Below are 25,036 nucleotides of genomic sequence, written 5' to 3' on the forward strand. Positions count from 1 at the left end.
GTCAGCCGTCGAGTTCCGAGAAGCCGGTGAGGAAATGTGGCCCGATGTAACGCTCCGGCAGTTCGAATTCATCGCGATACTCGACCTCTACCAGGTACAGGCCAAACGGATGCGCCGTGACACCACCGGAACGGCGGACGCGACTGTCGAGCACTTCCTTGATCCACTCCACCGGCCGCTCGCCGGCGCCAATGGTCATCAGCACGCCGGCAATGTTTCGCACCATGTGATGCAGGAACGCACTGGCGCGGATGTCGAGCACGATCATCTTGCCGTGCCGGGTCACGCGCAGGTGATGCAGCTCCTTGATCGGCGACTTGGCCTGGCACTGGCCCGCACGGAATGCACTGAAATCGTGGATACCGACCAGGTATTGTGCGGCCTCGGCCATGCGCTCGACGTCCAGCGGGCGGTGGTTCCAAGTGATTTCTTCGTTCAGGTGCGCGGGACGGATCTGATCGTTGTAGATCACGTAGCGATAACGCCGGGCGATGGCCTTGAAGCGTGCATGGAAATGCGCCGGCATCACCTTGGCCCAGCTGACACTGACGTCATGGGGCAAGTTGATGTTGGCGCCCATGACCCAGGCTTTCATCGAGCGTTCGACCTGGGTGTCGAAATGCACCACCTGGCCGCAGGCATGCACGCCGGCATCGGTCCGGCCGGCGCAATGCAGCGACACGGGCGAGTCGGCGACTTTGGACAGCGCGTTTTCAAGAGTTTCCTGCACCGTCAATACACCGGACGCCTGGCGCTGCCAGCCACGGTAGCGCGAGCCTTTGTATTCAACGCCCAAGGCGATCCGGAAAAAGCCGTCGGCCGCCATTTCGGCGGCCGGGTTGTCTATGTTTGCCAAGGAATTACAGCCTGCTGAGTACGCAAAGGCGGGCATTATAAGGCCGGCGGGGCGGGATGCCAGTGTAACCGGTGGACTTGGGGTTGGATCGACGGGCGTCATCGCGAGCAAGCCCGGCTCCCACAACGGATAGCACCCAGTTCCCTGTGGGAGCAGATCCCTGTGGGAGCCGAGCTTGCTCGCGATGAGGCCAGCCCAGACACCATAAATCCCGCTGCAAACAAAAACGGCAGCCTCACCGGCTGCCGTTTTTGTCCAACTGCTGACTTACACCAAACGCGACAACATCTCCTGCGCTTCGCTCTTCTGAGTCGCATCGCCTTCGCTGAGGACTTCGCCGAGGATGTCGCGGGCGCCGTCGTGGTCGCCCATGTCGATGTAGGCCTGGGCCAGATCGAGCTTGGTCGCCACCTCGTCGGTACCGCTGAGGAAGTCGAAGTCCGGCTCGTCTTCAGCACCAACCAGGGCATCTTCAGCAGTGAAGGTCGGTTGGGCCAAGCTGTCGGACAGGCGATCCAGTTCAGCGTTTACGTCGTCCAGCTCGGATTCGAAAGCATCCTTTGGCCGGTCATGGGCATCCATCTCGTCGGCAAGGGACAGGTCAAAATCTGCCGGCAGTTCGAGATCATCGGCCGGCGTATCGTCCAGGGCCGGCGTTTCGGCTGCTGGAAGGTCCAGGCCCTTGAGATCGTCACCCAGGTCGAGCAGGAAGTCTTCGTCATCGAGCGCCGCTACCGGGGTCGGCGCGTCTGCACCCAGGTCCAGGTCGAATTCCGACAGGTCGTCCAAGCTCTCGTTGGCTTCAGTCTGCTGCTTGAGCACCGATTCGAAACTCAGGTCGTCATCTTCCGGGAAGGCGTCCAGCTCGGCGACAGGCTCCGGCGCTGGCGCGACCGGAGTTTCCAGGTCGTCCAGGCTCAGGTCGAAGGCGCTGTCCAGTTCCTCGTCAGTGGGCGATTTGTCTTCCAGCAGGTCCTTGACGTACTGCGCGTCCAGTTCTGCCGCCACTGTCGCCGCGGCCAGGCCGGCGGCGGTAGCGACCACCATGGCCGGGAAACGGCTTTTCAGCTGTTCGACCTGGGCGAAGTTGTCGCCATTGGCCACCAGTTGGCGTTCCTGGGCGACAAAGGCGTCGCGGTCGCCCTGCAGGCCGTAGACTTCCATCAATTTCAGGCGCAGGTCACTGCGCTGGGGTTCGGCCTTGATGCCCTGCTCGAGCAGGTCAGCGGCCTGGTTCAAGCGACCGCGGTCCATATGGGACTGGGCCTGGGGCAGCACGTCGTCGGAGCGATCGGCGGCCGGAGCCACCAATGGCGCGGCGATAGGCGGCGTGACCACCACAGGCGCGACCACCGGAGCCGGCTTGGGTGCTGGCGCAGGGGCCGGCGCGGGTTTTGGCTCAAGCTTCACGCTAGGCGGCGGAACATCAATGCCCTCGAAGCTGCTCGGGGGCAGATCGAACTCCGGGGAGAAGTCAGCCTCCTCCTCGAGGGCCCGGGCCATGCGCAAGTGTTTTTCCGCTTCCTGTTGGGCCTTGCGCCGACGGGCGAGCAACAACAGCAGCAACAGCAAAAGCAGCGCGCCGCCGCCAATCAACCCCAGCAGGATCGGATTGGTCAGCAGGTCGTTGTATTTTTGCTCGTTGGACGCGGCAGGCGTCGGCTCGACCGGTGTGGCTGGTGGCGTCGCTTCCGGGGTCGCTTCTGGCGCAGGTGCAGGCGCAGTCGTCGGGGCCTGTGCCGCTGGCGCAGGGGGCAGCTCTGCGGACATCGCCGGGGGTGCCTCGCCTGCCGGCGGAACCGCAGCACCTTCGGCCTGCATCTTGGCCAGTTGATTGTTCTTCAGCTCGATCAGACGCTGCAGTTTGTCCAGTTGGCTCTGCAGATCCGCCATGCGGCTTTTCAGCTCTTCGTTATCCCGGCGAGCCGAATCGAGGCTTTCCTGGGTAACCGCAAGCTTGTTGGTCAGCGCCTGGGCATCGCCAGCAGCGCCCTTGCCGCCCGCTTTCGCCGAATCGGCCGACACCAGGCTCAAGTTGTCGCGACCGGCCGCCTGTGCCGGCGCACCTTCGCCACGGCCACGCTTGGTGGCATCCAACTGCTGTTTGCCAGCACCCGCCACGGCACGACGCCCCGAGCGCCAGGCGGCGTTCTGCGCAGCCACTTCGGCGATGGCCTGGGGCTGCGGCAACGCCGTGCTTTGCACCGGGTCCGGCAGGCGCAACACCTGGCCGGTCTTGAGCAGGTTGATGTTGCCGTTGATGAACGCGTTCGGGTTCAACGCCTGGATCGCCAGCATGGTTTGCTGGACCGACCCACCGTTGCGCACCTTGGCGGCGATTTCCCACAGGGTATCGCGCGGCGTGGTGGTGTATTGGGAGGGCTTGGTGGCCCCCGTGACCGGCGTGGCCACGACCTGGGGCGGTTTCGCCCGGGCCGCGTCGGCGGCCTGTGGCGAGAATTTGGAGGGATCGAGCAATACGCTGTAGTCGCGCAGCAGGCGGCCGTTGGGCCACATCACCTGCACCAGGAACTTGACCATGGGCTCGGACAGCGGTCGGCTGGACGTGACCCGCAGGACACTCTTGCCGTTGGCGTTGATCACCGGGGTGAAGCTCAGGTCATTGAGAAAGGCCTGGCGGTCGACCCCAGCCTTGGCGAAGTCGTCGGGCGAGGCCAGGCTCGGCACGACTTCGGCGGCAGTCAGTTGCTGGACGTCGAGCAACTCGATCTCGGCGACCAGGGGCTGGTTCGGCGTCGACTTCAGGGTCAGTTCCCCGAGCCCGAGCGCTTGCGCCATACCGGAGGACAGCGCCGAGGCGGCCGCTATTGCTAACACCAGTTTGCGAACTTGAACCATAGCCTCTTCCTTTGTTTGAACATTCCTCGGCCAGCGAGAAGGTGTTGATGCCGCTGCCGTAAGGCATTGCGCGCAGCCCCGAAGCGACGGTGCGCGCGATCATTTCACTCATGCCCCGGGAAAGTCCCCCAGAGGGATGTTCGCCTTCAGCACTCCGGCCAAGCATAGCGCCCAGCTAGAATCATTCGACAAATTGATGCCAAGTATCTTTTACAGCAAGTCTTTTATCAACAACTCAGCCACCTGCACGGCATTGAGCGCCGCACCCTTGCGCACGTTATCTGCCGTCAGCCACATATTCAGTTCAGCCGGATCGTCGATCCCACCGCGTACACGACCAACGTAGACCACATCCTGCCCCACCGCATCACCCACCGCAGTCGGGTAATCACCCGCCTCCACCAGTTCGATACCGGGCGCCGCTTCCAGGGCCGCGTTGACCTTGGCCAGGTCGACGGCGTTCGCAGCCTGCACGGTCACGCTAAAGCTATCGCCAAAAAACACCGGGGCTTGAATGCAAGTGACGGAAATCTTTAACAAAGGTTGATTCAGCACCTGGCGCAACTCACGGACCAGACGCTTTTCCAGCGACGTATGACCCTGCTCGTCCGGAGCGCCGACCTGGGCCAGCAGGTTGAACGCCATCTGCCGGTCAAAGAACTTCGGCTCCAGCGGACGGGCGTTGAGCAGCTCGGCGGTCTGGCGCGCCAGCTCGCTCACGGCCACGCGGCCCTGGGCCGACACCGCGAGGCTGGCGGTCAGGCTGATGCGCTGCAGATCGAGGCATTCGCGCAGTGGCGCCAGCACGACCGCCAGGGCCGTGGCCGATGCACTGGGGCTGCTGACCTGCAACGGCTTGCCCAAGCCGGCCAGGACCTGGGCGTTGGCTTCCGGCACGATCTGCGGCGCCTGTTCGGGCGGCAAGGCCCCGGACAAGTCGATCAGCGCACAGCCGGCCGCCGTGGCTCGCGGGGCGAAACTCAGGGTCACCGCCGGGCCGGCAGCGAAGAACACCAGTTGGACTTTACTGAAATCGAATTCGTCGACCTCACGCACCCGCACGTTTTTGCCACGAAACATCACCGAACTGCCCGCCGATTCGCTGCTGGCCAGCAGGTACAGGGTGCCGACCGGGAAGTCCCGCTCTTCGAGAATCTGGACGAGGGTTTCGCCGACAGTACCGGTGGCGCCGATCACGGCAATATCAAAGGACTGGCTCATGGGTCTACCTCAGGTAAAACGTGGGGAGCGGCACTTTACCGGGTGGTGGGTATGCAGGCAATTGGCTGGGGGACTTGCAGTGCCTGGACTGGCCCCATCGCGAGCAAGCTCGCTCCCACATGGGATCTTCAGTGACCGCAAAACCTGTGGGAGCGAGCTTGCTCGCGATGAGGCCAGCCCTGACACACAAACTGTCGCCCAATAAAAAACCCGCGCCTCTCACAAGGCACGGGTTCTTTCACAACAGCAATCGATCAACGCTCGAGCAGGATCCGCAGCATGCGGCGCAGCGGTTCGGCCGCGCCCCACAGCAGTTGGTCGCCGACGGTGAAGGCACCGACGAATTGCGACCCCATGTTCAATTTGCGCAGACGGCCCACCGGTACATTCAGGGTGCCGGTGACCTTGGTCGGGCTCAGCTCCTGCATGCTGGTTTCGCGATTGTTCGGCACCAGCTTGACCCAAGGGTTGTGCTGGCTGATCAACCCTTCGATGTCGGCGATCGGCACGTCTTTGTTCAGCTTGATGGTCAGCGCCTGGCTGTGGCAGCGCATGGCGCCGATGCGCACACAGATACCGTCCACCGGGATCGGGCTCTTGAAGCGACCGAGGATCTTGTTGGTTTCGGCCTGGGCCTTCCACTCTTCCCGGCTCTGGCCGTTGGGCAGTTCCTTGTCGATCCACGGGATCAGGCTGCCGGCCAGCGGTACGCCAAAGTTCTCGGTCGGGTAGGCATCGCTGCGCATCGCCTCGGCGACCTTGCGGTCGATGTCGAGGATGGCGCTGGCCGGGTTGGCCAGGTCATCGGCGACGGCGGCGTGGGTGGCGCCCATCTGCTTGATCAGTTCACGCATGTTCTGCGCGCCGGCACCGGACGCGGCCTGGTAGGTCATGGCGCTCATCCACTCCACCAGACCGGCTTCGAACAGGCCGCCCAGGCCCATCAGCATCAGGCTGACGGTGCAGTTGCCGCCGATGTAGTTCTTGGTGCCCGCGTCCAGCTGCTGGTCGATGACCTTGCGGTTGACCGGATCGAGGATGATCACCGCGTCGTCCTGCATACGCAGGCTGGAGGCGGCGTCGATCCAGTAACCCTGCCAGCCGGCTTCACGCAGCTTGGGGAACACTTCGCTGGTGTAGTCGCCACCCTGGCAAGTCAGGATCACGTCGAGGGTCTTGAGCTCTTCGATGCTGTAGGCATCCTTGAGCGCACCGGTGTCCTTGCCCACGGACGGGCCCTGGCCACCGACATTGGAAGTGGTGAAAAACACCGGCTCAATGAGATCGAAATCCTGCTCTTCCAGCATTCGCTGCATGAGCACGGAACCGACCATGCCGCGCCAACCGATCAGACCTACACGTTTCATCGCAACTACACCTATACAAAAGTGGGCCACCGTCGAAGCGGTGGGCCCGAGAGATTACAGATTCCGCAGCGCGGCGACTACTGCATCGCCCATTTGCTGCGTACCGACTTTGGTACAACCTTGCGACCAGATATCCCCGGTGCGCAAGCCTTGGTCCAAGACCACGCTGACGGCTTTTTCGATCGCGTCGGCGGCATCGTTCAAGTTGAAGCTGTAGCGCAGCATCATCGACACCGACAGGATGGTCGCCAACGGGTTGGCAATGCCCTGCCCGGCGATGTCCGGCGCCGAACCGTGGCACGGCTCGTACATGCCCTTGTTGTTGGCGTCCAGGGAGGCTGACGGCAGCATGCCGATGGAACCGGTGAGCATCGACGCTTCGTCGGACAGGATGTCGCCGAACATGTTGTCGGTGACGATCACGTCGAACTGCTTGGGCGCACGCACCAGTTGCATGGCGGCGTTGTCGACGTACATGTGGCTCAGCTCGATGTCCGGGTAATCCTTGGCCACCTGCTCGACCACTTCACGCCACAATTGGCTGGAAGCCAGCACGTTGGCCTTGTCCACCGAGCACAGCTTCTTGCCCCGCACGCGGGCCATGTCGAAGCCGACCCGGGCGATACGGCGAATTTCGCTTTCGCTGTACGGCAAGGTGTCGTAGGCCTGGCGCTCGCCATTATCCAGCTCACGGGTACCACGTGGGGCGCCGAAGTAGATACCGCCGGTCAGCTCACGGACGATGAGGATGTCCAGGCCCGAGACGATTTCCGGCTTCAAGCTCGACGCATCGGCCAGTTGCGGATAAAGAATCGCCGGACGCAGGTTGCCGAACAGACCCAGTTGCGCGCGAATCTTCAGCAGGCCGCGCTCAGGGCGGATGTCGCGTTCGATCTTGTCCCATTTCGGGCCGCCCACGGCGCCCAGCAGCACGGCATCGGCGGCACGGGCACGGTCCAGGGTTTCGTCGGCCAGGGGCACGCCGTGCTTGTCGATGGCGGCGCCGCCGATCACGTCGTGGCTCAGTTCGAAGCCCAGGCCGTACTTGTCGTTCGCCAGTTCCAGGACCTTGACCGCCTCGGCCATGATTTCCGGGCCGATGCCGTCACCTGGGAGAATCAGAATCTGCTTGCTCATGCTTTCCTCGTTTGCTCTGTCGACACCGGCCTGGGTTCCGCACCCAAGGCCAGGCCGGGAAAAAATGCTATCGCTCGGCCCACAGCACCAGTACATCTGTACTGAACGAACCATCGGCCTCAATCTCAAAATATTCTCGCACTTCATCGCCCATCGAACGCTGCAGTTGGAGAATCGCCCCGCGCATCACTTCGGGCGTACGCATGCGTTCGACCCAGGAGTGGTACTCCAGGCGCAGGCGCTGGCGCGAGGTGCTGCGGGTGTGCAACCCCGCTTCGCTGACCTGGCGCAACCACTCGCCGGCCGAATAATCGCGCACATGGCTGGTGTCACGCAGCACTTCGATGCTTTGCAGGTAAGTGTCCAGCAACGGCGTACCCGGCGACAGGATGTCGATGAACGCCATCACCCCACCCGGCTTGAGCACCCGTCGCACTTCCCGCAACGCCAGGCCCACGTCGCTCCAATGATGCGCCGAGTAACGGCTGAACACGAAGTCGAACTCAGCGTCGGCGAACGGCAGGCGCTCGGCGGCGCCCCGTACCGTGCTGATGTTGCCCAGGCCACGCTCGGCCGCTGCTGCGGTCACAACATCCAACATCTGTTGGGACAGATCGTAGGCCACCACCTCACCGGCCAGGGGCGCCACGTGGAAACTCACATGACCGGCGCCACAGCCCAGGTCCAGCACACGGGCATCGCCATGACCGGCCAACGCAGCCTGTAGCAGCGCAAACTCAGCGCCCTGGGCGTGCACGGCACTGCTCAGATAGGCCGAAGCCTGTTCACCGAATTGCTTTTGTACAACCTGACTGTGGGCGGTGCTGGTCATGGGATTTCCTTATGGTTTTTTTATTGCCTGGGCGGCCCCATCGCGAGCTCGCTCCCACAGGGATTTTGGGTGTTCACAAAACACCTGAGGGAGCGAGCTTGCTCGCGATGAAGCCGGTACTGCCTACATCAATCCATCAAGCATCGCGAAACAACCAAGGCTGGCTCGCCCGGTGCTTGGCCTCGAACGCGGCAATCGCCTCGCCGTCCTGCAGAGTCAGGCCGATGTCATCCAGGCCGTTGAGCAGGCAGTGCTTGCGGAACGCATCGATCTCGAAACCCAGCACCTTGCCATCGGGACGGGTCACCGTCTGGGCGGCCAGGTCGATCTGCAGTTGATAGCCAGGGTTGGCCTCGACCTGCTGGAACAACTCATCCACGTCAGCATCGCTGAGGATGATCGGCAGCAAGCCGTTCTTGAAGCTGTTGTTGAAGAAGATGTCGGCGTAGCTCGGCGCGATGATGCTGCGGAAACCGTACTCTTCCAGGGCCCATGGCGCGTGCTCGCGGCTCGAACCGCAGCCGAAGTTCTCCCGGGCCAGCAACACGCTGGCGCCTTGGTAACGCTCGGCGTTGAGCACGAAATCCTTGTTCAACGGCCGCTTGGAGTTGTCCTGGTACGGCTGGCCGACATCCAGGTAGCGCCATTCGTCGAACAGGTTCGGGCCGAAACCGGTGCGCTTGATGGACTTCAGGAATTGCTTGGGAATGATCTGGTCCGTGTCGACGTTGGCACGATCCAAAGGCGCGACAAGGCCGGTGTGCTGGGTAAAAGCTTTCATGCTGCGCTCCTTCAGATCAATTCGCGGACGTCGACGAAACGGCCGTTGACGGCCGCCGCGGCGGCCATGGCCGGGCTCACCAGGTGCGTACGGCCCCCGGCGCCCTGACGGCCTTCGAAGTTACGGTTGGAGGTGGAGGCGCAATGCTCGCCCGACTCCAGGCGGTCAGGGTTCATCGCCAGGCACATCGAGCACCCCGGCTCACGCCATTCGAAACCGGCCTCGAGGAAAATCTTGTCCAGCCCTTCCGCTTCGGCCTGGGCCTTCACCAGGCCCGAGCCCGGCACCACGATGGCCTGCTTGATGGTCGAGGCCACCTTGCGACCCTTGGCGATCACCGCCGCGGCGCGCAGGTCTTCGATCCGCGAGTTGGTGCAGGAGCCGATGAACACGCGATCGAGCTGGATGTCGGTGATCGCCTGGTTGGCGCTCAAGCCCATGTACTTCAAGGCACGGACGATGGAGTCGCGCTTGACCAGGTCCATTTCCTTGGCCGGATCCGGTACGTTCTGGTCCACGGCCAAGACCATTTCCGGGGAAGTACCCCAGCTGACTTGCGGCTTGATCTGCGTCGCGTCGAGCTCGACCACCGTGTCGAACTTGGCATCGGCATCGGAGACCAGGTCTTTCCAGGCCTCGACCGCCATGTCCCATTCCGCGCCTTTGGGCGAGAACGGACGGCCCTTGACGTATTCCACGGTTTTTTCATCGGCGGCCACCAGGCCGACGCGGGCACCGGCCTCGATGGACATGTTGCAAATGGTCATGCGGCCTTCGACGGACAAGTCGCGGATCGCGCTGCCAGCGAACTCGATGGCATGGCCGTTACCGCCAGCGGTGCCGATTTTGCCGATCACGGCCAGGACGATGTCCTTGGCGGTCACGCCGAACGGCAACTTGCCTTCGACGCGCACCAGCATGTTTTTCATTTTCTTGGCGACCAGGCACTGGGTGGCGAGCACGTGCTCGACCTCGGACGTGCCGATGCCATGGGCCAGGGCGCCGAAAGCACCGTGGGTCGAGGTGTGCGAGTCGCCGCAGACCACAGTCATACCCGGCAAGGTCGCGCCCTGCTCCGGGCCGATGACGTGGACGATGCCTTGGCGCACATCATTCATCTTGAATTCAACGATGCCGTATTCGTCACAGTTATCGTCGAGGGTCTGGACCTGCAGGCGCGAGACCTGGTCGGCAATGGCTTCGATGCCGCCCTTGCGCTCCGGCGTGGTCGGTACGTTGTGGTCCGGGGTCGCGATGTTGGCATCGATGCGCCACGGCTTGCGCCCGGCCAGGCGCAGGCCTTCGAAGGCTTGCGGCGACGTCACTTCGTGAATGATGTGACGGTCGATATAGATCAGCGCCGAGCCATCGTCGCGCTGCTTGACCAAATGCGAATCCCAGAGCTTGTCGTAGAGCGTTTTGCCGGCCATCAGACGGTTTCCTCATCAGCTTGTTTCTATGCCCTGGGCCTTGAACGAATCAATAACCCCTTGGCTTGTGAGGCTGATCCTATGGGGTTACATTAAATAACTCAAATTCATATTTTTCATGCTTTGCATAACCAACTGGAATCCGACCGGAACCGCCATGGACCTCGCCAACCTCAACGCCTTTATTGCCATCGCCGAGACGGGCAGTTTCTCCGGCGCCGGCGAACGCCTGCACCTGACCCAGCCGGCCATCAGCAAGCGCATTGCCGGCCTCGAACAACAACTCAAGGTGCGCCTGTTCGACCGCCTGGGCCGTGAGGTGGGCCTGACCGAGGCCGGCCGGGCTCTGTTGCCAAGGGCCTACCAGATCCTCAACGTGCTGGACGACACGCGCCGCGCCCTGACCAACCTGACCGGCGAGGTGACCGGGCGCCTGACGCTCGCCACCAGCCACCACATCGGCCTGCACCGCTTGCCACCTTTATTGCGCGAGTTCACCCGGCGTTATCCCCAGGTGGCGTTGGACATCCAATTCCTGGATTCGGAAGTGGCCTACGAAGAAATCCTCCATGGCCGGGCGGAACTGGCCGTCATCACCCTCGCCCCCGAGCCCCACACGCTGGTAAGGGCCACGCCGGTGTGGGACGACCCCCTGGATTTCGTGGTCGCCCCGGAGCATGCGCTGCTGGAAAACAGCGAGGTGAGCCTGGCCGACATTGCCTTGCATCCGGCGGTCTTCCCGGGGGGCAACACCTTTACCCACCACATCGTGCAACGGTTGTTCGAGGCCCAGGGCCTGACGCCAAATATCGCCATGAGCACGAATTATCTGGAAACCATAAAAATGATGGTTTCCATCGGCCTGGCCTGGAGCGTCCTGCCGCGCACCATGCTCGACGAACAGGTCGCGCGCATTCCTTTGCCGGGCATACAGCTCAGTCGCCAGCTAGGCTATATCTTGCACACCGAACGGACGCTATCGAATGCCGCACGGGCTTTCATGGCCTTACTGGACGCACAAATCGATTTGCCAGGGACAAAGGCATAGGTTGTGCCGCGCCTGTAGGGCCTTGAATGCTTGTGCTTAATGCCCAAAACCGCTCAAGGCTCGCTAGAAATGCCCAAACCTGCTGACCATCTCCCGCCCCTGCCGCGTATTCAGGCGCTCGACCCGAAGCGGTCCGAGCAAAGCTGGGACAGCGCGCCACAGTTGCTGGCCGCCCTGAACGGTGCACGGCTGGGCGCCTGGTCGTGGGACATTGACAGCGGCCAGATCAGTTGGTCCCGCGGCACCCAGGCGCTGTTCGGCTTCGATCCGCGCCAACCCTTGCCGGCGGACGTGGACTACCTCGACCTGCTATTGCCCGAAGACCGGGCCAGGGCCGTGCGCGCCTTTCACGCGGCAGTGGCCGGAGCGCCGCTGGAACAGGCGATGCATCACCGCATCGTCTGGCCCGACGGCAGCCTGCACTGGCTGGAAATCAGTGGCAGCGTGCTACCCGACAAGCATGGCCGGCCGCGCATGATCGGGGTGATTCGTGAAATCACCCATCAGCGCGAGCGGGAACAGGCGCTGCGCAGCTCCGAAAAACGCTTCGCCACGCTCTTCCATCTGTGCCCGAACATGGTCTTGCTGACCCGCCAGGAAGACGGGCTGATCAGCGAGGCCAACCAGTATTTCGAAAGCCTGTTCGGTTGGCCGGTGCATGACGTGATCGGCCGTACCACCCTGGAACTGGGCCTGTGGGTTGACCCCAAGCAGCGGGCGAAACTGGTGGAGGCAACCAAGGCCAAGGGCGAACTGGTCAGCATGGAAGTGGAGTTCCGGGCCAGCAACGGCCAGATCCATAACGGCATTCTGAGCGCGCAGAAAGTCGAGCTCGAAGGCCAGCCGTACCTGCTGAGCACGTTCCTCGACACCACCGAGCGCAAGCTCGCCGAACAGGCCCTCAAGGACAGCCAGGAACGCCTGGACCTGGCCCTCGACTCGGCGCAACTGGGCACCTGGGACTGGCACATTCCCAGCGGCATGCTCTACGGCTCGGCCCGGGCCGCGCAACTCCATGGCCTGGAACCCAAGCCGTTCCACGAATCATTCGATGCGTTTTTCGAGGGGGTTCCCACGGAAGAACGCAACAACATGCGCAACGCCTATCGCAGCCTGCGGGAAGGCCCGGCGGGCAACTATCAATTGACCTACCGCGTGCAACTGCCCGACGGCAGCTCGCGCTACCTGGAAAGCCGCGCCCGCCTCTACCGCAACGACGACGGCAGCCCCTTGCGCATGGCCGGGACCTTGCTGGACATCACCGACCAGGTGGAGCGCGAACAAAGCCTGGCCGCCTCGGAAGAGAAATTCGCCACGCTGTTCCAGGTCAGTCCCGACCCGATCTGCGTCACCCACCAGGACAGCGGGCGGTTCCTCGAGATCAACTCCAGTTTCACCCAGACCTTCGGCTGGACCACCAGCGACGTGATTGGCCTCAGCGCCGACGAAATCGGCCTCTGGGGTGGCTCGGGCAGCAGCCTGCAACGCATCGAACGGGTGATCCGCGAACAATCGCTGAACAATGTCGCCATCGTCGTTCACCACAAGAACGGCCAGCCACTGACCTGTGTGATTTCCAGCCGGCAAATCAACGTCGGCAACCAGCCGTGCGTCGTCACGACCTTGCGCGACATCACGCAGCAGCAACGCTCCGAAGCCGCCCTCAAGGCCAGTGAAGAGAAATTCGCCAAGGCGTTTCATTCCAGCCCCGACGCCATCACCATCACCGAACACGAAAGCGGTCGCTACCTTGAGGTCAACGACGGCTTCTGCCGGTTGACCGGCTACCGCGCCGATGAAGTGATTGGGCATACGGTCTACGAGGTAGGGATCTGGGCCGAAGAAAAACAACGCGCCGCCCTGCTGGCCGAATTGCAACTCAAGGGCCGCGTGCACCATCAAGAGATGCTCGGGCGCAATAAACGGGGGGAAATCCTCACGGTGGAGGTGTCGGTCGAGCCCATCACCCTCAATGAAACCGAGTGCCTGCTACTGACCGCCCGAGACGTGAGCCTGTTGCGTAATGCCGAAGCGCAGATCCGTCACCTGGCCTACCACGACCCGTTGACCAACCTGCCCAACCGGGCCTTGCTGATGGACCGCCTGAGCCAGCAGATCGCCCTGCTCAAGCGCCACAACTTGCGCGGCGCCCTGCTGTTTCTCGACCTGGACCACTTCAAGCACATCAACGACTCCCTAGGTCACCCCGTGGGCGACACCGTGCTGAAAATCATCACCGCACGCCTGGAAGCCAGCGTGCGCCTGGAAGACACCGTGGCGCGGCTGGGTGGCGATGAGTTCGTGGTGCTGCTCAGCGGTCTGGAGGGCTCGCGCAACGAGGTCAGCAAGCAAGTGCAGGCCCTGGCCGACACCCTGCGTGAACTGCTTTCGGAACCGATGTTTCTCGATGGCCAGCGATTGCAGGTCACGCCGAGCATCGGTATCGCGCTGATTCCCGACCACGGCTCCACCCCTACCGATTTGCTCAAGCGCGCCGACATTGCGCTGTATCGCGCCAAGGACTCGGGACGCAACACCTCGCAGATGTTTCACACCACCATGCAAAAAGCCGCCAGCGAACGCTTGCGCATGGAAACCGACCTGCGCCTGGCCCTGGCCCGTGGCGAGTTCAGCGTGCATTTCCAGCCTCAGGTCGATGCCCGGGACAACCGCATCATCGGTGCCGAAGCCTTGGTGCGCTGGCATCACCCGGAACTCGGCGCCCAATCGCCCAACGAATTCATCAAAGTGCTGGAGGACAGTGGCCTGATCCTCGAAGTCGGGACCTGGATCCTCGATGAAGCTTGCGACGGCTTCAAGCAACTGATCGCCAAGGGCAAGATCGATCCGCAGCGATTCAGCCTGTGCGTGAACATCAGCCCACGACAATTCCGCCAGAGCGACTTCGTCGAACGCATCGAAAGCAGCCTGGCCACCCACGGCCTGCCCTGCTCGCTGCTGAAACTGGAGATCACCGAAGGCATCGTGATCCAGAACCTGGACGACACCATCGCCAAGATGCGCCGGCTCAAGAAATTGGGTGTGGGCTTCGCCATGGACGATTTCGGCACCGGTTATTCGTCGTTGACCTACCTCAAGCGCCTGCCGGTGGACACGCTGAAAATCGACCAGTCATTCGTGCGCGACGCCACCAGCGACCCCAACGATGCCGAAATCATCCGCGCCATCGTCGCCATGGCCCGCAGCCTCAACCTGGTGATGATCGCCGAAGGCGTGGAGACCCTGGAGCAGTTGCACTTCCTGCAAGGGCTTGGTTGCCATCTGTACCAAGGCTACTTGCACAGCCGGCCGTTGCCGCTGGAGGCGTTCGAGCGGTTGTTGCCGTGAAGCGAGCTGGCTCCCGCTGGGCCCTGTAGGAGCCTGCGATCTTTTGATCTTTCACTTGAGATTCAAGTGTCTGGGGAAAGATCGCAGCCTCGTTACACTCGACAGCTCCTACGGACGCAGTCCAGCGCCACAGTCATTCTCAGTGGTTCAAAATGAAAAAGGGCGCCATCGGGCGCCCTTCTTCAGTTGCGATGCATCAGTTTTGCAGCGCGGGTTGCTGCTGCGCACCGTTGATCGGGATGCGCTTGGCTTTCGCCTCTTCCGGAACCACTCGCAACAGGTCGATGCTCAACAGACCGTTACGCAGGCCGGCGGACTTGATCTCGATATGATCGGCCAACCGGAAGGACAGCTTGAACGCACGCTGGGCAATGCCCTGGTGCAGGAAGGTGACGCTGTCGTTGCTGGCTTCACGCTTGCCGCCACTGATGGTCAGCACACCTTTTTCCACTTGCAGGTCCAGGTCTTCTTCCTGGAACCCGGCGGCGGCGACCACGATGCGGTACTCGTCATCACCATGTTTTTCCACGTTGTAAGGTGGATAGCTGCTGCCCGGTTCGTTGCGCAGGGCGGTTTCGAACAAGTCGTTGAAGCGATCGAAGCCTACCGAGGAACGGAACAGAGGGGCCAGCGAAAATGCAGTACTCATGATTCAAATCTCCTGAAAAATTCAGCAAGTTTTTTTGTCTCCGCGACCCGAATTCGGCATCGCGTAACCCCTATCTAGGGTCCGCCAAAAACTTTTCAAGAGGTTTTTTCGAATTTTTTTAGGCCGCTTCGGTGCGCCGCACACCCAACAAATGCCCCACCGCGTCCAGGTCGGTTTCCCGGCGCAGCGCGGTAAACAGCTCCACCGCTTCGGGATAATTGCGGGTCAGCATCGCCAGCCACTGCTTCAACCGGCCCGGGGCCTGGCGCGGCGTCAACTGTTCGACCACTTGCTGCCAAAAGTCATGGAGCATCGGTTGCAACTCGGCCCAGGACATCTCGACCACGTCCTCGCCAGCCCGGGCGGCGGCGATCTGCCGGGCCAGGTCAGGGCGGGAAACGAGGCCGCGACCGAGCATGATGTCTTCGACACCGCTGATTTCGCGGCAACGGCGCCAATCCTCCACGCTCCAGATATCGCCATTGGCGAACACCGGCACCTTGACCACTTCCTGCACGCGGGGGATCCACTCCCAATGGGCCGGAGGCTTGTAGCCATCGACCTTGGTCCGCGCATGCACCACGATGTGCGCCGCGCCGCCTTCGGCCAACGCCGTGGCACAGACCAGCGCGCCGTCCGGGCTATCGAAACCCAGGCGCATCTTGGCGGTGACGGGGATGTGTTTCGGCACCGCGCGGCGCACGTGTTCGACGATTTCGTTGAGCAGTTCCGGCTCCTTGAGCAACACCGCCCCGCCCCGGGATTTGTTCACGGTCTTGGCCGGGCAACCGAAATTGAGGTCGATCGCCTCTGAGCCCAGCTCGCATGCCAACGCCGCGTTTTCCGCCAGGCATACCGGATCGGAGCCAAGCAACTGCACCCGCAACGGCACACCGGCAGCGGTCTGGGCACCGGTCAGCAGCTCAGGGGCGAGCTTATGGAAATAGGCCGGCGTGAGCAGCCGATCGTTGACACGGATGAACTCGGTGACACACCAGTCGATACCGCCAACACGGGTCAGGACGTCCCGCAGGATGTTGTCGACCAACCCCTCCATGGGCGCCAGGGCAATTTGCATGGAAACATACACTCAACGAAAAAACGTGTGGCAGTTTACCGGATTTTGCCCCTGACATCGGAATTCCCCACCAATCCCTGTGGGAGCGAGCTTGCTCGCGATGGCGGTGGGTCAGCTTGCGGAAATGCTGAATGTACCGTCGCTATCGCGAGCAAGCTCGCTCCCACACGGGGGTCCGAGGTGTTCACAAAATCAGAGTCCACCACCAAACCCTGTGGGAGCCGAGCTTGCTCGCGATGGCGGTGGGTCAGTCCACGAGGATGCCGGACGGTTCCAGGGCGGGACCATACCCCTCGATGAATTCCTGCGGCATACGCTTGGGCCGGCCAGTGGACAGCTCGATGCAGACGAAGGTGGTCTGGGCCCGCAGCAACGTGGCGTTGTCGCTGGGACGGACCAGCTGGAAATGCCGGGTCATTTTCAGGCGCTGGTCCCAGTCGACGATCCAGGTCGCCAATTGCAGTTCGTCGCCTTCATAGGCGGACGCCAGGTAATCGATTTCATGCCGCACCACCGCCATGGCCCGGTCCAGGCGTCGATACTCCACCAGATCCAGGCCCAGGCGCTGGGAATGGCGCCAGGCACAGCGCTCGAGCCAGGTGACGTATACCGCGTTGTTGGCGTGGCCCAGCCCGTCGATGTCTTCGGCATTGACCTGAAGATCAATGATGAATGGCGTTGCCCGATCCCAGCCCATGCCCCTCTCCCGGTCGAATTTGGATGGGGCAGTGTAACGGATCCGAGCTCGACCGCCATCGCGGACAAGCCTTGCTCCCACCGCTCAAGCCGATTGCCGCGCTTGCAGGCTGCGACCGGCCAACAGTGATAACACCCCATCAATGACCCGAGGATCGGCCAGCACCCGCTGATGCCCGCCCTGTGGCAGTCGCAGCAGCCGACTGTCGAACCAGGCCTCATGAATCAATTGCGACTCCTTGACCGAGACCGATGTGTCGTCCTCGGCATGGACAATCAACCCCGGCACGTCCAACTGGTAATGCGCCACATCCATCTTCGAGGCGGGCATGCCCACGTCGCTTTCCACCTGGCGAATGAAGGCCGAACGCGCCTTGGGCGGCAGGCCCATCATCCGGGAGAAACCGCGCAGCACCCCAAGAATGCGAGCGGGCGCGGCGATGCTGACCAGCGTCTCGGTACGCAACCCCAGCTGGACAGCCAGCATGGCGCTGGCACCGCCCATGGAATGCCCGATCACCGCCTGCAACGGCGGCAGCTCGGCGGCGGCTTCAAGCATCGCCCTGGCAAACAACAAGACATTCGCCTCGCGACCCGGCGAACGCCCGTGGGCCGGACCGTCCAGCGCCACGACCGTGTAACCAGCGCCCACCAGGGCCGTAATCAGCGCCGCGAACTGGGTCGGCCGCCCTTCCCAACCGTGCATCAACAAGACCGCCGGGCCTTTACCCCAGCGCAAGGCCGAGAGACCGAAACGCAAGGTGATACGCTCGGACGTCGCCAGCATCGGCAGCTCCCAATCCCGCGGCGGCAAATTTCGAGGGCGCATGAACAGCGAACGCATCTGCTTCGCCACCAGGCGCGGAGCCACCCAGCCAAGCGTGCCATTGACACTACGTATCCAGCTCAACCTGTCCATCGCTCATCTCCAGGGCTTGCGCCTCAGCTCAACGCACCGCCGACTTGGCAGCGCGCAGCAAACGATCCGATAACTCTCCCGGGCCCAATGCCCGCGCCAGGGCCAGGCCACCGACCATCAAGGCGATGTCGGCCAGGGCCTTGTCGGCGTCCTCCGGGCTGGCCGCCAATTGCGCGACCATCAACTCAATATGCTCATTGAGCACCTCACGAAACGCATCCGGCAGCCGCCCGAGTTCGCCGACCGACGCAGGAATCGGGCAGGCTTGCTCGGTGGAGTCGCGGTGCTTTCGGGACAGATAGAACGCGGCGACCAACGCACGCCGCTCCTCACCTGTCAGCTCACCGTCCATATCGGCGATCAAGCCGCGACGCCGATTGAGCAATTGCTTGAAAGCCTCCAGCATCAAGGCATCCTTGCTTTCGAAATGGGCGTAAAAGCCGCCCACCGTCAGCCCGGCCGCGCCCATCACCTCGCCCACGCTCGGCTCTGCCGGCCCACGCTGGATCAGCGCATCGCTGGCGGCCTTGAGAATGCGTTCACGGGTTTGTGCCTTTTTATCGCTCATCGTCGCCTCCGAATATTACGACTGAAATATTATCCATGTAATAATTTTCCGCAAGCGGAAATGTTCACCGCTGGTCAGAAGACTTTTTCAAAGGATAAGGGAATTGGCCAAACGCCAGACAAACAAAAGGGCCATTCAAGAATTGAATGACCCTTATAAAATCCCGCAGAGCGGGTAATCGTGGCGTCCCCTAGGGGACTCGAACCCCTGTTACCGCCGTGAAAGGGCGGTGTCCTAGGCCACTAGACGAAGGGGACACAAACCTTCTAACTTGATCAGTGCTGAGAACTGATCGATTCAAGGCCGGTGTGGCCAGACCTTGAACCTGTAATTGGTGGAGCTAGACGGGATCGAACCGTCGACCTCTTGCATGCCATGCAAGCGCTCTCCCAGCTGAGCTATAGCCCCGGATTTTTCGCCTCGCGGCGGAGCGACATCTTGCAACATCGCTTCTGTAAAACTGGCGTCCCCTAGGGGACTCGAACCCCTGTTACCGCCGTGAAAGGGCGGTGTCCTAGGCCACTAGACGAAGGGGACGCAAACCCTTCTGTACAACTGATCAACGCTGAGTGTTGATCGCTTCAAGGCCGGTGTGGCCAGGCCTCGAAGTGTAAATTGGTGGAGCTAGACGGGATCGAACCGTCGACCTCTTGCATGCCATGCAAGCGCTCTCCCAGCTGAGCTATAGCCCCTCATCGCTGAGGACGGGGCGAATCTTAAGGGCGTATCGGAGGCCTGTCAAATTTATTTTCAACAAATTTGAAAATTTTTTGCCGGGATAACAATCACTTACCACCCTCCCCAGTAAAACTGGGACTTCGCCTGTTTCGTAGGAGCTAACGAGCGAAGCGAGTCAGCTCCTACAGAGCCATCAGGCGATCGCGCCCAACAGTTTTTCCCACTCCTTGTTCTCCTTCTTCGACACGCCACCGAGCAGATCGATGGCCTGGCGCAGGCGGAAACGGGTCAGGTCCGGCCCGAGAATCTCCATGGCATCGAGCACCGATACCGAGCTGGCCTGGCCGGTAATGGCGGCGAACATCAGCGGCATGGCGTCGCGCAGTTTCAACTCCAAGGACTCGACCACGGCCTGGATGGTCGCGGTGATGCTGTCCTTCTCCCACTGACGCAGGCTTTCGAGCTTCCACAGGATCAGTTGCATCAACTGGCGTACCTGGTCGCCGGAGAGCTTCTTGGACTCGAACAGCTTCACGTCCGGCGTCACGCCACCGGCAAAGAAGAAGCCGGCCAGCGGGGCGATCTGGCTGAAGGTCTCTACCCTGCCCTGCACATGGGGCGCGATCTTCATCATGTACTCAGGGTTCAACGCCCACTTCTGCACACGCGCGGCGAACTCTTCCACCGGCAGGTCCCGCAGCCACTGGCCGTTGAGCCACGACAGCTTCTCGATATCGAAGATCGGCCCGCCCAGGGAGACCCGCGACAGGTCGAAATGGTCGACCATTTCCTGCAGCGAGAACTTCTCGCGCTCGTCCGGCATCGACCAGCCCATGCGCCCCAGGTAGTTGAGCATCGCCTCGGGCATGAAGCCCATGCGCTCGTAGAACGTCACCGAGGTCGGATTCTTGCGCTTGGACAGCTTGCTCTTGTCCGGGTTACGCAGCAGCGGCATGTAGCACAGCTGCGGTTGTTCCCAGCCGAAGTATTCGTAGAGCAGGATCAGTTTCGGCGCCGACGGCAGCCATTCTTCACCGCGCAATACGTGGGTGATGCCCATCAGATGATCGTCGACCACATTGGCCAGGAAGTACGTCGGCAGGCCGTCGGTCTTCATCAGCACCTGCATGTCCATGCGATCCCACGGGATCTCGACATCGCCACGCAGCATGTCCGGCACCACGCAGACACCTTCGCTCGGCACTTTCATGCGGATCACATGGGGCTCGCCGGCCGCCAGGCGACGGGCGACTTCTTCCTTGGACAGCAGCAGCGCCCGGCCGTCGTAGCGCGGGGTTTCGCCACGGGCCATTTGCTCGGCGCGCATCTGGTCCAGCTCTTCGGCGGTGCAGAAACACGGGAACGCGTGCCCCATGTCCACCAACTGCTGGCAATACTGCTTGTAGATGTCACCACGCTCGCTCTGGCGATACGGACCGTGCGGGCCGCCGACATCCGGGCCTTCGCTCCAGTCGATCCCCAACCAGCGCAAGGCATCGAAGATCTGCTGCTCGGACTCGCGAGTCGAACGCAACTGGTCGGTGTCCTCGATCCGCAGGATGAACTCGCCGCCATGCTGCTTGGCAAAGCAATAGTTGAACAAAGCGATGTAGGCGGTGCCGACATGGGGATCGCCAGTGGGCGAAGGCGCGATGCGGGTGCGGACGGTGGTCATGGCATGTCTCGGAAAGAATATAAAAAGCGAAGATCAAACAGGGGGCGAATGGTAACAGGCGATGGCGGGCGGGCTCCAGTGAGAGCGGGATTTGTGTGGCCAGCTGTCAGACTGAGTCGCGCCCATCGCGAGCAAGCTCGCTCTCACAGTTTGATCGAGTCACCCAATGATCCCTTGTGGGAGCGAGCTTGCTCGCGATGAGGCCCTTAAGGTCGCCACACAACCTCAGACAGCCAGCAACCGCTCCCGCAACTTGCCAATCTCATCACGCAATTGCGCCGCTGCTTCGAACTCCAGGTCCCGGGCCAACTGGTACATTTTCTCTTCCAGCTGCCGGATGCGCTTGGTGATCTCGCTCGGGGAGCGCAGTTCGGCCTCGTAGCGGGCGCTCTCTTCGGCCGCCTTGGCCATGCCCTTGCGTTTTTTGCTGCGCGAGCCTGGCACCGTGGCGCCTTCCATGATGTCGGCGACGTCCTTGAACACGCCCTTGGGGGTGATGCCATTGGCCAAGTTGAAAGCGATCTGCTTGTCGCGACGGCGCTCGGTCTCGCCGATGGCCCGCTCCATGGAGCCGGTGATGCGGTCAGCGTACAGAATCGCCCGGCCGTTCAGGTTACGCGCCGCGCGACCGATGGTCTGGATCAACGAGCGTTCGGAGCGCAGGAAACCTTCCTTGTCGGCGTCGAGAATCGCCACCAGCGACACTTCCGGCATGTCCAGGCCTTCGCGCAGCAGGTTGATGCCCACCAGCACATCGAAGGTGCCCAGGCGCAGGTCGCGGATGATCTCGACCCGCTCCACCGTGTCGATGTCCGAGTGCAGGTAACGCACCCGCACACCATGGTCGGCCAGGTAATCGGTGAGGTCTTCGGCCATGCGCTTGGTCAGCGTGGTGACCAGCACCCGCTCCTCCACCGCCACGCGCTTGCTGATTTCCGAGAGCAGGTCGTCCACCTGGGTCAGCGCCGGACGCACCTCGACTTGAGGGTCCACCAGCCCGGTCGGTCGCACCACTTGCTCGACCACCCGCCCGGCATGCTCGGCTTCGTAGTTGCCAGGGGTGGCCGAGACAAAAATTGTCTGCGGGCTCACGCTTTCCCATTCGTCGAAGCGCATCGGTCGGTTATCCAGCGCCGAGGGCAGGCGGAAGCCGTACTCCACCAGGGTTTCCTTGCGCGAACGGTCGCCTTTGTACATGGCGCCGACCTGGGGCACGCTGACGTGGGATTCGTCGATCACCAGCAAGGCATCGGCCGGCAGATAGTCATACAAGGTCGGCGGCGGCGCACCCGCCGGACGGCCCGACAGGTAGCGCGAGTAGTTTTCGATGCCGTTGCAGTAGCCCAGCTCCAGGATCATCTCCAGGTCGAAGCGGGTCCGCTGCTCCAGCCGCTGGGCCTCCACCAGTTTGTTGTTGGAGCGCAGGTATTCCAAACGCTCCTGCAACTCGGCCTTGATCCCTTCAATGGCGTCCAGCAGGGTTTCCCTTGGCGTCACGTAGTGGCTCTTGGGGTAGAAGGTGAAGCGCGGCAACTTGCGGATCACTTCACCGGTCAACGGGTCGAACGCCGAGAGACTCTCCACTTCATCGTCGAACAGCTCGATACGGATCGCTTCCAGGTCCGATTCCGCCGGGTAGATGTCGATCACATCGCCCCGCACCCGGAACGTCGCCCGGGCGAAATCCATGTCGTTGCGGGTGTACTGCAAGTCCGCCAGGCGCCGCAGCAAGGCGCGTTGGTCGAGCTTATCGCCGCGGTCCACGTGCAGCACCATCTTCAGATAGGTTTCCGGGCTGCCCAAGCCGTAGATGCACGAAACCGTGGTGACGATGATCGCGTCCTTGCGCTCGAGCAGCGCCTTGGTCGCCGACAGTCGCATCTGTTCGATGTGGTCGTTGATCGAGGCGTCCTTCTCGATGAAGGTGTCCGACGACGGCACATAGGCCTCGGGCTGGTAGTAGTCGTAGTAGGAAACGAAGTACTCCACGGCGTTGTTCGGGAAAAACGCCTTGAACTCCCCGTACAACTGCGCCGCCAGGGTCTTGTTCGGCGCCAGGACCAGGGTCGGGCGCTGGACCTGGGCGATCACGTTGGCAATGCTGAAGGTCTTGCCCGAGCCGGTCACACCGAGCAACGTCTGGTGCGCCAGCCCGGCCTCGATGCCTTCGACCATCAGGCGGATGGCTTCCGGCTGATCGCCGGCGGGCTGGAAGCGGGTGACTAGCTGGAATTCAGACATGACATAACCTCTGGATTCACCCCTGTCGGCCAGCCGACAGGAACGAGAAAGACCGAAACGACGGGTGTCGCCCGAGGAAAAAGCTGGAATGCACACAATGTGGAGGTGAATGCCTTCGCTTTCAAGACGAACGTCCTACACGCCTTGAAGACTTTGACGCGGCGAGTGGACTAACGGTCGAAAAAAATCGAAAAAACTTAGCCTAAAAGCCGAATCGCCTGTCGCCGTGCCGGGTGATGGCCTCTATACTAGCTCCCCGTTTGTGCACCGCTCTAGTGCATTCGGCTGGAGCGTCACACGTCCCCTCATTCTCCATTCAGAGCCGCGCACTAATGAGCCTGTTTTCCGCTGTCGAATTGGCACCCCGCGACCCCATCCTGGGCCTCAACGAAGCTTTCAACGCCGACACCCGTACCAATAAGGTCAACCTGGGTGTAGGCGTTTACTGCAACGAGGAGGGGCGCATTCCACTCCTGCGCGCCGTGGTCGAGGCCGAGACGATTCGCGTGGCTCAGCACGTTTCCCGTGGCTACCTGCCAATCGACGGCATTGCCGCCTACGACCAGGCTGTGCAGACCCTGCTGTTCGGCAAGGATTCGCCGCTGATCGCCTCCGGGCGCGTCATCACCACCCAGGCCGTGGGCGGCACTGGCGCACTGAAGATCGGTGCCGACTTCCTCAAGCAACTGCTGCCTGACGCGGTCGTGGCCATCAGCGACCCGAGCTGGGAGAACCACCGCGCCCTGTTCGAAACCGCCGGCTTCCCGGTGCAGAACTACCGCTACTACGATGCCGCCACCCACGACGTGAACCGCAGCGGCCTGCTGGAAGACCTCAACGCCCTGCCCGACCGTTCGATCGTTGTGTTGCACGCCTGCTGCCACAACCCGACCGGCGTGGACCTGAGCCCGCAAGACTGGAAAAACGTGCTGGCCGTGGTCAAGGCCAAGAACCATGTGCCGTTCCTGGACATGGCCTACCAGGGCTTTGGCGAAGGCATCGACGAAGACGCGGCGGCCGTGCGCCTGTTCGCCGAATCGGGGCTGACCTTCTTCGCCTCCAGCTCGTTCTCCAAGTCGTTCTCCCTGTATGGCGAGCGCGTCGGCGCCCTGTCGATCGTCAGCGAATCGAAAGAAGAAAGTGCCCGTGTGCTGTCCCAGGTCAAGCGCGTGATCCGCACCAACTACTCCAACCCGCCGACCCACGGTGCCAGCATCGTCGCCGCCGTGCTCAACAGCCCGGAGCTGCGGGCGCAGTGGGAAGCCGAACTGGCCGAAATGCGCCTGCGCATTCGCGGCATGCGCGACCAGATGGTCGACATGCTGGCCAAGGCTGCCCCGCAGCATGACTTCAGCTTCGTCGCTCGCCAGAGCGGGATGTTCTCCTACTCCGGCCTGACCGTTGAACAAGTGACGCGCCTGCGCAACGAGTTCGGCATCTATGCCCTGGACACCGGCCGCATCTGCGTAGCCGCGCTGAACCAGAACAACATCGATGCGGTGACCAAGGCCATTGTCCAGGTGATCTGACGCCCTCGGCGCTGGATAAAAAACGGGAAGCCATTGGGCTTCCCTTTTTTTTGAGTATGCCTATCAGGATGGGTAAACCCACAACCTGTGGCGAGGGAGCTTGCTCCCGCTGGGGCGCGAAGCG

General features: G+C 62.2%; 18 protein-coding genes and 4 tRNA genes. 3 read left to right on the top strand and 19 right to left on the bottom strand.

Annotated elements, in window-relative coordinates; all coding sequences use genetic code 11:
* Nucleotide 1: 1 nt before the first annotated feature.
* From truA to leuC, 8 genes are all read right to left on the bottom strand, one after another.
* Nucleotides 2–826, bottom strand: coding sequence for a tRNA pseudouridine(38-40) synthase TruA (gene truA / locus AB7M32_RS23340; protein ID WP_454252189.1), 825 nt, complete (start codon nucleotides 824–826; stop codon nucleotides 2–4).
* A 297-nt stretch (nucleotides 827–1,123) separates the two neighbouring features.
* On the bottom strand, nucleotides 1,124–3,715 hold the full coding sequence (locus AB7M32_RS23345; protein WP_454251522.1) for a FimV/HubP family polar landmark protein: 2,592 nt from the start codon (nucleotides 3,713–3,715) through the stop codon (nucleotides 1,124–1,126).
* A 210-nt stretch (nucleotides 3,716–3,925) separates the two neighbouring features.
* Nucleotides 3,926–4,936 carry an aspartate-semialdehyde dehydrogenase gene (locus AB7M32_RS23350; RefSeq protein ID WP_454251523.1) on the bottom strand — a complete coding sequence of 337 codons (1,011 nt, stop codon included), beginning with the start codon at nucleotides 4,934–4,936 and terminating at the stop codon, nucleotides 3,926–3,928.
* A gap of 254 nt (nucleotides 4,937–5,190) precedes the next feature.
* Complete coding sequence (gene asd / locus AB7M32_RS23355; protein WP_024779161.1) at nucleotides 5,191–6,303, bottom strand: aspartate-semialdehyde dehydrogenase; 1,113 nt, start codon at nucleotides 6,301–6,303, stop codon at nucleotides 5,191–5,193.
* Nucleotides 6,304–6,357: 54 nt separating this feature from the next.
* Nucleotides 6,358–7,440, bottom strand: coding sequence for a 3-isopropylmalate dehydrogenase (gene leuB, locus AB7M32_RS23360; protein WP_060741441.1), 1,083 nt, complete (start codon nucleotides 7,438–7,440; stop codon nucleotides 6,358–6,360).
* 67 nt (nucleotides 7,441–7,507) lie between these two features.
* A complete protein-coding gene (locus AB7M32_RS23365) occupies nucleotides 7,508–8,272 on the bottom strand; it encodes a class I SAM-dependent methyltransferase (RefSeq protein ID WP_454251524.1) in 765 nt (254 codons plus the stop codon).
* 136 nt (nucleotides 8,273–8,408) lie between these two features.
* Nucleotides 8,409–9,053, bottom strand: coding sequence for a 3-isopropylmalate dehydratase small subunit (gene leuD, locus AB7M32_RS23370; protein WP_003203864.1), 645 nt, complete (start codon nucleotides 9,051–9,053; stop codon nucleotides 8,409–8,411).
* An 11-nt stretch (nucleotides 9,054–9,064) separates the two neighbouring features.
* The gene (leuC, locus tag AB7M32_RS23375; protein WP_003203866.1) at nucleotides 9,065–10,483 is read right to left on the bottom strand and encodes a 3-isopropylmalate dehydratase large subunit; all 1,419 of its coding nucleotides are present in this window, start codon (nucleotides 10,481–10,483) and stop codon (nucleotides 9,065–9,067) included.
* 157 nt (nucleotides 10,484–10,640) lie between these two features.
* Here leuC and AB7M32_RS23380 point away from each other — a divergent pair, with 157 nt between their 5' ends.
* Nucleotides 10,641–11,531 (top strand): LysR family transcriptional regulator, encoded by an 891-nt coding sequence (locus AB7M32_RS23380; RefSeq protein ID WP_454251525.1) that lies wholly within the window; start codon nucleotides 10,641–10,643, stop codon nucleotides 11,529–11,531.
* Nucleotides 11,532–11,600: 69 nt separating this feature from the next.
* Complete coding sequence (locus AB7M32_RS23385; RefSeq protein WP_454251526.1) at nucleotides 11,601–14,879, top strand: PAS domain S-box protein; 3,279 nt, start codon at nucleotides 11,601–11,603, stop codon at nucleotides 14,877–14,879.
* Nucleotides 14,880–15,075: 196 nt separating this feature from the next.
* Here the strand turns inward: AB7M32_RS23385 and AB7M32_RS23390 are convergent, their stop codons facing one another.
* The 11 genes from AB7M32_RS23390 to uvrB form a co-directional block, all read right to left on the bottom strand.
* The gene (locus AB7M32_RS23390; protein ID WP_053123476.1) at nucleotides 15,076–15,528 is read right to left on the bottom strand and encodes an Hsp20 family protein; all 453 of its coding nucleotides are present in this window, start codon (nucleotides 15,526–15,528) and stop codon (nucleotides 15,076–15,078) included.
* Nucleotides 15,529–15,646: 118 nt separating this feature from the next.
* Entirely contained in the window at nucleotides 15,647–16,606 is a 960-nt protein-coding gene (locus tag AB7M32_RS23395) for a tRNA dihydrouridine synthase (protein WP_454251527.1), read from the bottom strand.
* Between the two features lie 247 nt (nucleotides 16,607–16,853).
* A complete protein-coding gene (locus tag AB7M32_RS23400; RefSeq protein WP_454251528.1) occupies nucleotides 16,854–17,303 on the bottom strand; it encodes an acyl-CoA thioesterase in 450 nt (149 codons plus the stop codon).
* 84 nt (nucleotides 17,304–17,387) lie between these two features.
* Entirely contained in the window at nucleotides 17,388–18,221 is an 834-nt protein-coding gene (locus AB7M32_RS23405) for an alpha/beta fold hydrolase (RefSeq protein ID WP_092166926.1), read from the bottom strand.
* A gap of 28 nt (nucleotides 18,222–18,249) precedes the next feature.
* Nucleotides 18,250–18,789, bottom strand: coding sequence for a TetR/AcrR family transcriptional regulator (locus AB7M32_RS23410; RefSeq protein WP_058546579.1), 540 nt, complete (start codon nucleotides 18,787–18,789; stop codon nucleotides 18,250–18,252).
* Between the two features lie 181 nt (nucleotides 18,790–18,970).
* Nucleotides 18,971–19,046: transfer RNA gene (locus AB7M32_RS23415), tRNA-Glu, on the bottom strand.
* Nucleotides 19,047–19,121: 75 nt separating this feature from the next.
* A tRNA-Ala gene (locus AB7M32_RS23420) sits at nucleotides 19,122–19,197 on the bottom strand.
* Nucleotides 19,198–19,250: 53 nt separating this feature from the next.
* Nucleotides 19,251–19,326 (bottom strand) — tRNA-Glu (locus AB7M32_RS23425).
* Nucleotides 19,327–19,405: 79 nt separating this feature from the next.
* Nucleotides 19,406–19,481 (bottom strand) — tRNA-Ala (locus tag AB7M32_RS23430).
* 179 nt (nucleotides 19,482–19,660) lie between these two features.
* Nucleotides 19,661–21,142 (bottom strand): glutamate--tRNA ligase, encoded by a 1,482-nt coding sequence (gltX, locus tag AB7M32_RS23435; RefSeq protein WP_454251529.1) that lies wholly within the window; start codon nucleotides 21,140–21,142, stop codon nucleotides 19,661–19,663.
* A gap of 225 nt (nucleotides 21,143–21,367) precedes the next feature.
* Nucleotides 21,368–23,383 (bottom strand): excinuclease ABC subunit UvrB, encoded by a 2,016-nt coding sequence (uvrB, locus tag AB7M32_RS23440; protein WP_060741432.1) that lies wholly within the window; start codon nucleotides 23,381–23,383, stop codon nucleotides 21,368–21,370.
* A 332-nt stretch (nucleotides 23,384–23,715) separates the two neighbouring features.
* Here uvrB and AB7M32_RS23445 point away from each other — a divergent pair, with 332 nt between their 5' ends.
* On the top strand, nucleotides 23,716–24,912 hold the full coding sequence (locus AB7M32_RS23445; protein ID WP_413791842.1) for an amino acid aminotransferase: 1,197 nt from the start codon (nucleotides 23,716–23,718) through the stop codon (nucleotides 24,910–24,912).
* The last annotated feature ends 124 nt before the right edge of the window (nucleotides 24,913–25,036 follow it).

The organism is Pseudomonas sp. R151218B TE3479, from assembly GCF_053629195.1.